We start from the raw sequence: 12,553 nt of genomic DNA on the forward strand, positions 1-12,553 counted from the left end.
TTTATGGATCAAGTAGTTGCGGTCAGCGCCGATGCGGCGTCACCACTTTCGGCGACGGCTTCCGGCAGCGATCCGCAGCTCATCGCTTTAGTCCGCGAAGGTGACACGAACGCCTTCGACGTCCTCTACCAGCGGCACATGAAAGTGGCGCAATTCGTGGCCCGCTCGCAAACGGATAACCCCAGCGACGCCGATGACGTGGTTGCCGAGTCATTCGCCACCATCTTTCAGTTGCTGACCGAAGGCAAAGGGCCAAAGGAGTTCTTCCGGTCCTATCTCCTCACCGTGGTGCGGCGCACCGCCCACGATCGAAACCGCAAAGCCCGCCGGCTGCCCATGGCGGAAGAAGACGCCATCCTCGACGCCCCGGTGATCGACAACGACCAAGTAGTCAGCGATCTCGAGTCGAGCATGATGGCCAAGGCGTTCAAATCCCTCCCGGAGCGCTGGCAAGCTGTCCTGTGGCACCTGGACATTGAAGGGCTGAAACCTGCAGCGGCTGCTCCCTTCGTTGGCCTGACACCGAACGGTGTTTCAGCCTTGGCGCTGAGGGCAAGGGAAGGCCTCCGCCAGGCCTACCTTCAACAGCACATCAGCCGGACCGTTGATGAAGCCTGTGACGAATACGCCAGCCAGTTGGGAAAGTACGCGCGGAATGCGTTGAAGCGTACGTCCAAGGAAAAAGTCAGTGTGCACCTGGAGAGCTGCGCCAAATGCACGGCGTTGTTGATCGAACTCAATGACATCCAGGGCGGTATGCGCTCCATCCTGTTCCCGTTGCTGACGGGAATCACCTTTACCCCGGCGGGAGCGGCGGCGATCGGACTCGGCGGTACCGCCATGGGTGCAGCCACCGGAAGCACAGCAAGCACGGGCATCCCCGCAAGCCCCGGAAGTACCGCCATCCCGGGGAACAGTGGCATCCATGGCATCCGGGGCCTCAGCAATGCGTGGAAGTTGGCTGCTGCGCTGGTGGTGGGCGTCATGGCCTTGGCCGGAAGCTTGATGTGGTTCCTACAGCCAAGCCCGTCTTCCCAGTCCACGGCGGCGTCGGAGGGCATCTTCAACCTCGCGCCGGCCCAGGAAACGTCTATGCCAACGGCAACCCCGAGCCCCGTGGAGTCTTTGCCCGCCTCCCCGGAGGTTCCCGCAGTTGTGGCTCCGCTGGAAACGCCCTCCGCGGACAGTCCGGTAGAAACGCTGCCGCAGCCGCCCGCCGTCGTGGTTCCACCAGTTGTGGCGCCACGGAAGGCTGTTGTGGTGGACTCCGGTACCGTGACCTCCACCCCCGTGCCTCCCGGCGCGCCGGGGGCACCCGCCACCCAAACGGTTAACGCAACGTTCGCGGCCTCGCAGGGGGCGAACCCTACGGAACGGGAACTTGGAGTGCAGTTCTCGCTCCAGGGGCAGGGCACACCGACCACCGGCCAAGTGGACTTCGCCTTGCCGGACCAGGCAACATTCCTGGCTGGAAAAACTGTGGCACCCGCAGGGTGGACCTGCGCCGCGGTCTCGTCGGGAGACCGCAACATCCGCTGCAGCACCGCGTCCCTGGCCGGCGATGACCTTACGTTCGTTCTGGGAGTAGCCATGCCCGCTTCCGCCACGACAGGAACGCTGGACTACCGGTTCTCCGGGCAGGGCGTTGTGACCAAGAACTTCACCAACACCTTCAGCTAAGCAAGCCTCAGCCGTAAGTTACCCAAACGCAGGGCCGCTCCAGGGCGGCCCTGCGTTGTGTGCTGCCGTCGACCCTTATGACCCGTCGGGGCCCCTTTTCTCAAAGTCCTTCCACAGGGTCTTTCAACTTTTTTGGATTCCCTACGTTTTTTGCGTCACGAAGACTCGTCTCCGTCCACTGGAGTACTGGCGAGTAGCCTAGCTCGATGCCGATTCGCTTCTGTGAGTCGGCCTCTTGCGTGACAAAGAAAAGCGAGAGACCGTGAAACACACACGTCCACAGAAGCTGTTGGCGGCAGTAGTCGCCACAGCCATCATGTCGCTGGGGGTGGGCGGCGCGTTAGCGCCACCGGCCCTGGCGACAGTCCCGGGGTCGCCGGGAATTGCCCAACCAGGAACGCCTGTCTACACCGAGGATTTCTCCAACGAGAATGCCTCCAGCGGTGCCATCAGCATCCTCAACTACACCGGCGGCGCTGACGCTGCCAACGAAACGTACTTTGCCGATACTCCGTACACTCCGGCCGGCGGACAGTGCGATGGCTGGATCCTGAACTCTTCCACGCCGTTGCCAACCACTGATGCAGGGTGTACCAACAACCAGCCGGACGGTTGGAACCAGATACGGCAAATGGCTGCCGCGCTGGGCTTGGCCCAGGGCCAGACAGCTGCGCAATCCTCGACCAACCAAGTCCTGTCCGAGTACACCAACAGCCCCACGGGCCGCATCACCCCGGGTGTGCAGTTCCGGACTGAAGGCAACACGATTCCGGCGATTGAGGGCCACTACTACGCAGTCTCGGCCTACTTCGCGCAGGTCAACTGTCACTCGACCCATGCCAAGGAGACCTTCAGCCTCCTGATTAACGGCACGCGGCAGGTCCTCAGCACCGGCTTGGATCCTTGTGGAACCAACACCACCAACGGTGCCATTACGGAAATCACCAAGCTCCAGTCGGCTGCCTTCCAGATTCCCATGGGCACGTCTCCTTCCCTCGGTCTCGAACTGAGGAATGAAGCCACCAGTGGCTCGGGCAACGACGTAGCCTTTGACCTTCCGCAGATCGTGGACGTCACCCCCCAGGTAGACAAGTCCTTCACCCCGTCCCTTATTGGGCCGCGCGGAATCTCCAAGGTCACTCTGACAGTGACCAACACGGATGACCTGATGGCCAAGAACGACTGGTTCATCACCGACTCCCTCCCTGCCGGCGTAGTTATTGCCGGTACCCCCAACATTGGCGGCACCTGTGTGCAGGCAGCGGGAACCAATCCTCTGGTAACCACCGCTGTTGCCGGCAGCAATTCCTTCTCGGTAACCGGCGGCGACCTCGCCCTGGGAATGACGTCCTGCACCATCACGGTGGATGTCACGGCAGCTGCCGAGGGCACTTACGTCAACGGCCCCGCCAACATCGCCACCAACCTGAACCCGCCGGCAGACGCCACCTTGGTAGTGAAGGCTCCGCGCCTTGAACTGACCAAGGCGCTGGATGCCACCCGCCTGATGGATTCGGATCAGTTCACCACTGAGATCCGCACCGGATCGGCTACGGGACCTGTTGTGAGCAACACTGCCAACGCCACCACCACCGGTGCGGGTTCCACTATTACCGCAGGTACGGGCACCACAGGCGAATACGTCGCCGACGCAGGTGCAACCTACTACCTGACGGAGTCGGGAACCAACCTCTCCGGTTACAGCAAGGTCATCACCTGTGTTGATGCCAACGGCCTCCAGACCGGACTGCCCAATGGTGCGGTAGTGGATTCTGCTTATTCCTTGGTTCCGGTTGCCGGCGCCGATATCAGCTGTGTTCTCACCAACACGGCCGTCCCGGCCCCGGAGTTGGAATTCACCAAGTCCGCTGACGCTTCAGACATCCAGGATCCCTCTGTTGTGGGTGACCAGATCACCTACACGTTCACGTCCAAAAACACCGGCAACGTGCCGCTGACGGGTGTCACCATCAACGACCCCCTGGCCGGTTTGTCTGCACTGACCTACACCTGGCCGGGAACTCCGGGCACTTTGCTGCCCGGTGAAACCGTGACGGCGATGGCTACCTACGCCATCACCCAGGCGGACATCGATGCAGGACATGTGGCCAACCTTGCCACCACCACGGGCAATCCTCCTACAGGTCCTCCTGTTACCCCGCCGCCTGCAGGTACTGATACCCCGCTGACTCCGGCTCCGGCCATGGAGTTCACCAAGTCTGCTGATGCTTCGGATATCCAGGATCCATCTGTTGTTGGTGACCAGATCACCTACACGTTCACGTCCAAGAACACGGGCAACGTATCCCTGACCAACGTGTCCATCAATGACCCGTTGGCTGGCCTGTCTGCCTTGACGTACACCTGGCCCGGTGCGGCAGGAACCCTCCTGCCCGGCCAGACGGTCACGGCTACGGCAACCTATGCCATCACTCAGGCTGACATCAACGCCGGTCACGTCGCCAACACCGCGACTACCACCGGTACTCCGCCCACCGGTCCCGCGGTATCGCCGCCTCCGGCTGGCACGGATACCCCGCTGACTCCGGCTCCGGCCATGGAGTTCAGCAAGTCCGCGGACGCCTCGGGCATCCAGGACCCGTCGGTTGTTGGTGACCAGATCACCTACACGTTCACCTCGAAGAACACCGGCAACGTTCCGCTGACCAACGTGTCCATCACGGATCCGCTGGCTGGCCTCTCGGCATTGACGTACACCTGGCCCGGCGCAGCAGGAACCCTCCTGCCCGGTGAGACAGTGACGGCTACGGCAACGTACGCCATCACCCAGGCTGACATCACGGCCGGTCACGTCGCGAACTCGGCAACCACTACGGGCACCCCGCCTGTTGGTCCTCCTGTCACGCCTCCTCCGGGAACCACTGACACCCCGTTGACGTCCACTCCGGCCATGCAGTTCAGCAAGTCCGCTGATGCGTCTGCCATCCAGGACCCGTCCGTTGTTGGCGATCAGATCACCTACACGTTCACGTCCAAGAACACGGGCAACGTCCCGCTGACCAACGTGTCCATCAGCGATCCCCTGGTTGGCCTCTCGGCACTGACGTACACCTGGCCGGGCACTCCCGGGGAACTGCTCCCGGGCCAGACCGTGACGGCGACGGCAACGTACGCCATCACCCAGGCTGACATTGATGCCGGACATGTTGCCAACGCGGCCACCACCACGGGTACTCCGCCGGTTGGTCCTCCTGTCACGCCTCCTCCGGGAACAACGGATACTCCGTTGACCTCGGCTCCGGCCATGGAGTTCACCAAGTCGGCAGATGCTTCGGATATCCAGAATCCGTCTGTTGTGGGCGATCAGATCACCTACACGTTCACGTCCAAGAACACGGGCAACGTCAAGCTCACTGGTGTGGTCATTGATGACCCGCTGGCAGGACTGTCGGCACTGACCTACACCTGGCCGGGTACCCCGGGCGAGTTGCTTCCGGGTCAGTCGGTGACGGCTACGGCGACGTACGCCATCACGCAGGCTGATATCGACGCCGGCCATGTCGCCAACGTCGCGACCACCACGGGCACTCCGCCCACTGGTCCGGCTGTGACGCCGCCTCCGGCTGGTACGGACACTCCGTTGACGGCCGGTCCTGCCATGGAGCTGACCAAGTCTGCTGATGCTTCGGCTATCCAGGATCCGTCCGTTGTAGGGGATCAGATCACCTACACGTTCACCTCGAAGAACACGGGCAACGTCAAGCTCACTGGCGTGGTCATCAACGACCCTCTCGCGGGTTTGTCTGCATTGACGTACACCTGGCCGGGAACTCCGGGCGAGTTGCTTCCGGGTCAGTCGGTGACGGCTACGGCAACGTACGCCATCACTCAGGCTGATATCGACGCCGGCCATGTCGCCAACGTCGCGACCACCACGGGCACTCCGCCCACTGGTCCGGCTGTGACGCCGCCTCCGGCTGGTACGGACACCCCGTTGACTCCTGGCCCCGCCTTGGAGTTCAGCAAGTCTGCTGATGCTTCGGCTATCCAGGATCCGTCCGTTGTAGGGGATCAGATCACCTACACGTTCACCTCGAAGAACACGGGCAACGTGAAGCTCACCAACGTATCCATCACGGATCCGCTGGCTGGTCTTTCGGCTCTGACGTACACCTGGCCGGGAACCCCGGGCGAGTTGCTTCCGGGCCAGACCGTCACGGCCACGGCAACGTACAGCATCACGCAGGCTGATATCGACGCCGGTCACGTCGCCAATGCGGCGACCACCACCGGAACTCCTCCGGTTGGTCCTCCTGTAACGCCTCCTCCGGGAACGACGGATACTCCGTTGACCCCGGCTCCGGCCATGGAGTTCAGCAAGTCCGCTGATGCTTCGGCTGTCAAGGATCCGTCTGTTGTGGGTGACCAGATCACCTACACGTTCACCTCGAAGAACACCGGCAACGTGAAGCTCACCAACGTATCCATCACGGATCCGCTGGCTGGTCTTTCGGCACTGACGTACACCTGGCCGGGAACCCCGGGCGAGTTGCTTCCGGGCCAGACCGTCACAGCTACGGCAACGTACAGCATCACGCAGGCTGATATCGACGCCGGTCACGTCGCCAATGCGGCGACCACCACCGGAACTCCTCCGGTTGGTCCTCCTGTAACGCCTCCTCCGGGAACGACGGATACCCCGTTGACCCCGGCTCCGGCCATGGAGTTCACCAAGACGGCTGACGCTTCGGATATCCAGGATCCGTCTGTTGTGGGTGACCAGATCACCTACACGTTCACGTCCAAAAACACCGGCAATGTGAAGCTCACTGGTGTGGTCATCAACGACCCGCTGCCGGGCCTCTCGGCACTGGAATACACCTGGCCGGGTACCCCCGGCGAGTTGCTTCCGGGCCAGACAGTGACCGCTACGGCAACGTATGCGATCACCCAGGCCGACATCAATGCGGGCCATGTCGCGAACACTGCAACCACCGTGGGCACTCCGCCCACCGGTCCCGCAGTGACGCCTCCTCCGGCCGGTACTGATACCCCGCTGACTCCGGCTCCGGCCATGGAATTCAGCAAATCCGCTGACGCTTCCGGTGTTCAGGACCCTTCAGTTGTGGGCGATCGCATCGTCTACACCTTCACGGCGAAGAACAGCGGCAACGTGACCCTGACCAACGTTTCCATCACGGATCCGCTGGCTGGTCTGTCGGCACTGGCTTATACCTGGCCGGGTACTCCGGGCGAGTTGCTGCCGGGCCAGACGGTGACGGCTTCGGCGTCGTATGGCATCACGCAGGCTGATATTGATGCCGGCCATGTTGCCAACAGCGCCACCACCACGGGTACTCCGCCGGTTGGTCCTCCTGTCACGCCTCCTCCGGGAACTACGGATACTCCGTTGACCCCGGGCCCGGCCATGGAGTTCACCAAGTCCTCGGACGCCTCCGCTATCCAGAACCCGGCAGTTGTTGGTGACCTGATCACTTACTCCTTCACGGCGAAGAACAGCGGCAACGTGACCCTGACCAACGTGTCCATCACGGATCCGCTGGCTGGTCTCTCGGCTCTGACCTACACGTGGCCCGGCGTGGCAGGAACCCTCCTGCCTGGCCAGACCGTGACGGCTACGGCAACGTACGCCATCACCCAGGCTGATATCGACGCCGGCCATGTCGCCAATGCGGCCACCACCACCGGCACTCCGCCGGTTGGTCCCCCTGTAACGCCTCCTCCGGGAACAACGGATACCCCGTTGACTCCGGCTCCGGCGATGCAATTCACCAAGTCGGCCGACGCCTCCGCTATCCAGAACCCGTCCGTTGCAGGTGACCTGATCACCTACACGTTCACGGCGAAGAACAGCGGAAACGTGAAGCTGACGGGTGTTGTCATCAATGACCCGCTGGCTGGTCTGTCAGCCCTGACGTACACCTGGCCGGGCACTCCGGGCGAGTTGCTTCCGGGCCAATCGGTGACGGCTACGGCAACGTACGCCATCACACAGGCTGATATCGACGCCGGTCATGTCGCCAACAGCGCCACGACTACCGGCACTCCTCCCACCGGTCCGCCGGTAACGCCCCCTCCGGGAACCACGGATACTCCGTTGACCCCGGCTCCGGCGATGGAGTTCAGCAAGTCCGCAGATGCCTCGGCAGTCAAGGATCCTTCACAGGTTGGTGACGTCATTACGTACACCTTCTCCGCGAAGAACACTGGCAACGTCAAGCTCACCAACGTATCCATCGCGGATCCGCTGGCTGGCCTCTCCGCGCTGGCTTACACCTGGCCGGGTACCCCCGGCGAGTTGCTTCCGGGCCAGACCGTGACGGCTACGGCAACGTACGCCATCACGCAGGCTGATATCGACGCCGGACATGTTGCCAATGCGGCGACGACTACGGGTACTCCTCCTACCGGTCCGCCGGTAACGCCTCCTCCGGGAACTACGGATACTCCGTTGACCCCGGCTCCGGCAATGCAGTTCACCAAGTCCGCGGATGCCTCGGGCATTCAGGACCCCTCGGTTGTGGGCGATCAAATCACCTACACCTTCACGGCCAAGAACACAGGCAACGTGAAGCTCACCAACGTATCCATCACGGATCCGCTGGCTGGCCTCTCGGCGCTGGCCTACACCTGGCCGGGTACTCCGGGCGAGCTGCAAGCAGGTCAGACAGTGACCGCTACGGCAACGTATGCGATTACCCAGGCTGATATCGACGCCGGTCATGTCGCCAACAGCGCCACGACTACCGGCACTCCTCCTACCGGTCCGCCGGTAACGCCTCCTCCGGGAACTACGGATACTCCGTTGACTCCGGCTCCGGCGATGGAGTTCAGCAAGTCTGCCGACGCTTCGGCTGTCCAGGATCCTTCGAAGGTTGGCGACGTTATTACGTACACCTTCACCTCGAAAAACACTGGCAACGTGAAGCTCACCGGTGTGGTCATCAATGACCCGCTGGCCGGCTTGTCTGCCCTTGAATACACCTGGCCGGGTACCCCCGGCGAGTTGCTTCCGGGCCAGACCGTGACGGCTACGGCAACGTACGCCGTCACCCAGGCTGATATCGACGCCGGACATGTTGCCAATGCGGCGACGACTACGGGTACTCCTCCTACCGGTCCGCCGGTAACGCCTCCTCCGGGAACTACGGATACTCCGTTGACCCCGGCTCCGGCAATGGAGTTCAGCAAGTCTGCTGATGCTTCGGCTGTCCAGGATCCTTCAAAGGTTGGTGACGTGATCACGTACACCTTCTCCGCGAAGAACACGGGCAACGTGAAGCTCACCGGTGTGGTCATCACTGACCCGCTGGCTGGCCTCTCGGCTCTGACCTACACCTGGCCGGGTACCCCCGGAGAGCTGCAAGCCGGTCAGACGGTAACCGCTACGGCAACGTATGCAATTACCCAGGCTGACATCAATGCAGGTCACGTCGCCAACTCGGCGACAACCACCGGCACCCCGCCGGTTGGTCCTCCTGTGACGCCTCCTCCGGGAACCACGGACACCCCGTTGACCCCGGCACCGGCCATGGAGTTCACCAAGACGGCCGACGCTTCCGGTGTTCAGGACCCCTCGGTTGTGGGCGATCGCATCGTCTACACCTTTACGGCCAAGAACACGGGCAACGTCACGCTGACCAACGTTTCCATCACGGATCCGCTGGCTGGCCTCTCGGCACTGGCTTACACCTGGCCGGGTACTCCGGGCGAGTTGCTGCCGGGCCAGACGGTGACGGCTTCGGCGTCGTATGGCATCACGCAGGCTGATATTGATGCCGGCCATGTTGCCAACAGCGCCACCACCACGGGTACCCCTCCTGTTGGTCCTCCTGTCACGCCTCCTCCGGGAACCACGGATACTCCGTTGACCCCGGGCCCGGCCATGGAGTTCACCAAGAGCTCGGATGCCTCGGCCATTCAGAAACCTGCAGTTGTTGGTGACCAGATCACTTACACCTTCACGGCGAAGAACTCCGGCAATGTCACGCTGAAGAACGTCACCATTGACGATCCTTTGGCTGGCCTTTCGGCACTGGCTTACACCTGGCCGGGTACTCCGGGCGAGTTGCAGCCGGGCCAGACGGTGACCGCTACGGCAACGTACGCGATCACCCAGGCTGATATCAACGCAGGCCATGTGGTGAACGCGGCAACAACTACGGGCACTCCGCCTGTTGGTCCGCCGGTAACGCCTCCTCCGGGAACAACGGACACCCCGTTGACCCCGGCTCCGGCGATGCAGTTCACCAAGACCGCTGACGCCTCCGCTGTTCAGGACCCGTCCGTTGCAGGTGACAAGATCACTTACACGTTCACGGCAAAGAACACCGGCAACGTCAACCTCACCAACGTGTCCATCACGGACCCGCTGGCCGGTTTGTCCGCCCTTGAGTACGTTTGGCCGGGCACTCCGGGCGAGCTGCTCCCGGGTCAGTCGGTGACGGCTACGGCAACGTACGCCATCACACAGGCTGATATCGACGCCGGACATGTTGCCAACGCGGCGACCACCACCGGCACTCCTCCCACCGGCCCGCCGGTGACGCCTCCTCCGGGAACCACGGATACTCCGTTGACCCCGAAGCCTGCGATGGAGTTCAGCAAGTCTGCGGATGATTCGGCAGTCCAGGATCCTTCCAAGGTGGGCGACGTCATCACGTATGCCTTCTCCGCGAAGAACACTGGCAACGTCACGCTGAAGAACGTCACGATCACCGATCCTTTGGCTGGTCTTTCGGCACTGACGTACACCTGGCCCGGTACCCCGGGTGAGTTGCTTCCGGGTCAGACGGTAACGGCTTCGGCAACGTACGCCATCACGCAGGCTGATATCGACGCCGGTCATGTCGCCAACAGCGCCACGACTACGGGCACTCCTCCTACCGGTCCGCCGGTAACGCCTCCTCCGGGAACCACGGATACTCCGTTGACCCCGGCTCCGGCGATGGAGTTCACCAAGTCGGCTGACGCCTCGGCTGTCCAGGATCCTTCAAAGGCCGGTGACGTGATCACGTACACCTTCTCCGCGAAGAACACGGGCAACGTGACACTGACCAACGTTTCCATCACGGATCCGCTGGCTGGCCTCTCGGCACTGACGTACACCTGGCCTGGAGCTGCAGGAACCCTCCTGCCCGGTCAGACGGTAACGGCTTCGGCCACGTACGCCATCACCCAGGCTGATATCGACGCCGGTCACGTCGCGAACAGCGCCACGACCACTGGCACTCCTCCTACCGGTCCGCCGGTAACGCCTCCTCCGGGAACCACGGATACTCCGTTGACCCCGGCGCCGGCAATGGAGTTCACCAAGTCGGCTGACGCCTCGGCTGTTCACGATCCGTCCGTTGCAGGTGACCTGATCACCTACACGTTCACGGCCAAGAACACCGGCAACGTGACGCTGAAGAACGTCTCCATCAGCGATCCACTGGCTGGCCTGTCGGCACTGGCTTACAACTGGCCGGGTACCCCCGGCGAGTTGCTTCCGGGCCAGATCGTGACGGCTACGGCAACATACGCCATCACAGTGGCTGATATCGACGCCGGTCACGTCGCCAACTCGGCGACGACCACGGGTACTCCGCCGGTTGGTCCTCCTGTAACGCCTCCTCCGGGAACAACGGACACCCCGTTGACCCCGGCGCCGGCCATGGAGTTCACCAAGTCCGCGGACGTCGCCGCTGTTCAGAACCCCACCGTTGCAGGCGACAAGATCACCTACAACTTCACGGCCAAGAACACCGGCAACGTGACTCTGACCAACGTATCCATCACGGATCCGCTGGCTGGCCTCTCGGCATTGACGTACACCTGGCCCGGCGCTGCAGGAACACTGCTGCCCGGTGAGACAGTGAAGGCTACGGCAACGTACGCCATCACCCAGGCTGACATTGATGCCGGCCACGTGGCGAACTCCGCAACCACTACGGGCACACCGCCTGTTGGTCCTCCGGTGACGCCTCCTCCGGGAGAGACGGATACTCCGTTGACCCCGGCTCCGGCCATGGAGTTCAGCAAGACAGCTGTGGCTCCGGCAACGGATGGTCCGTCCAAGGTGGGTGAAGTGATTACCTACAACTTCACGGCCAAGAACACGGGCAATGTGAAGCTCACCAACGTCTCCATCACGGATCCGCTGGCTGGTCTCTCGGCGCTGACGTACACCTGGCCGGGTACCCCGGGCGAGTTGCTTCCGGGTCAGTCGGTGACGGCTACGGCAACGTACGCCATCACCCAGGCCGACATCAATGCCGGTCACGTGGCCAACTCGGCCACCACCACCGGAACTCCTCCCACCGGTCCGCCGGTAACGCCTCCGCCGGGTGAAACGGATACCCCGTTGACCCCGAGCGCGGGCTTGGAGTTCACCAAGACGGCCGATGCCTCGGCTGTTGGAGACCCCACCCAGGTGGGTGACGTGATCACGTACACGTTCACCGCCAGGAACACCGGAAACGTCCCGCTGACGGACGTCTCCATCAACGATCCGATGCCGGGCCTCTCAGCCTTGGCATACACCTGGCCCGGCGTTGCAGGAACCCTGCTGCCCGGTGAGACCGTGACCGCTACGGCAACGTATGCGATCACCCAGGCGGATATCAACGCCGGTGAGGTTGCCAACACGGCAACCGCAACGGGTACGCCTCCGACGGGACCCCCGGTCACCACACCACCTGCAAGTGCTGTTGTGACCTTCCCGCCGGTGGTTCCGAGCCAGCCTTCGGGTCCGTTGGCCAACACGGGAGCTGTCCTCACCGTGTTGCCCATCAGCCTGCTGGTAGTTGGCGCGGGGCTGTTCCTGTTCCTCGTTGGACGCCGCAAGCGTTCCGAGGCATAGGACAAAAAGTGCGCGGCAATCGGGGCCCCAACCCTGGTTGCCGCGCAT

The 12,553-nt window shown here is 62.7% G+C and carries 2 protein-coding genes; both read left to right on the plus strand.

Annotation, left to right across the window (positions count from 1 at the left end):
• Positions 1–3 precede the first annotated feature (3 nt).
• On the plus strand, positions 4–1,680 hold the full coding sequence (locus tag LDN85_RS01590) for a sigma-70 family RNA polymerase sigma factor (protein WP_026541745.1): 1,677 nt from the start codon (positions 4–6) through the stop codon (positions 1,678–1,680).
• A 262-nt stretch (positions 1,681–1,942) separates the two neighbouring features.
• Positions 1,943–12,505: a hypothetical protein gene (locus tag LDN85_RS01595; RefSeq protein ID WP_223944396.1), complete on the plus strand. Its 10,563-nt coding sequence runs from the start codon at positions 1,943–1,945 to the stop codon at positions 12,503–12,505.
• Positions 12,506–12,553 lie beyond the last annotated feature (48 nt).

Source organism: Arthrobacter sp. StoSoilB20 (assembly GCF_019977295.1).
GTDB lineage: Bacteria > Actinomycetota > Actinomycetes > Actinomycetales > Micrococcaceae > Arthrobacter > Arthrobacter nicotinovorans_A.

Coding starts and splice junctions, on each gene's coding strand:
- LDN85_RS01590 (WP_026541745.1), top strand. CDS start 4: ATGGATCAAGTAGTTGCGGTCAGCGCCGATGCGGCGTCACCACTTTCG.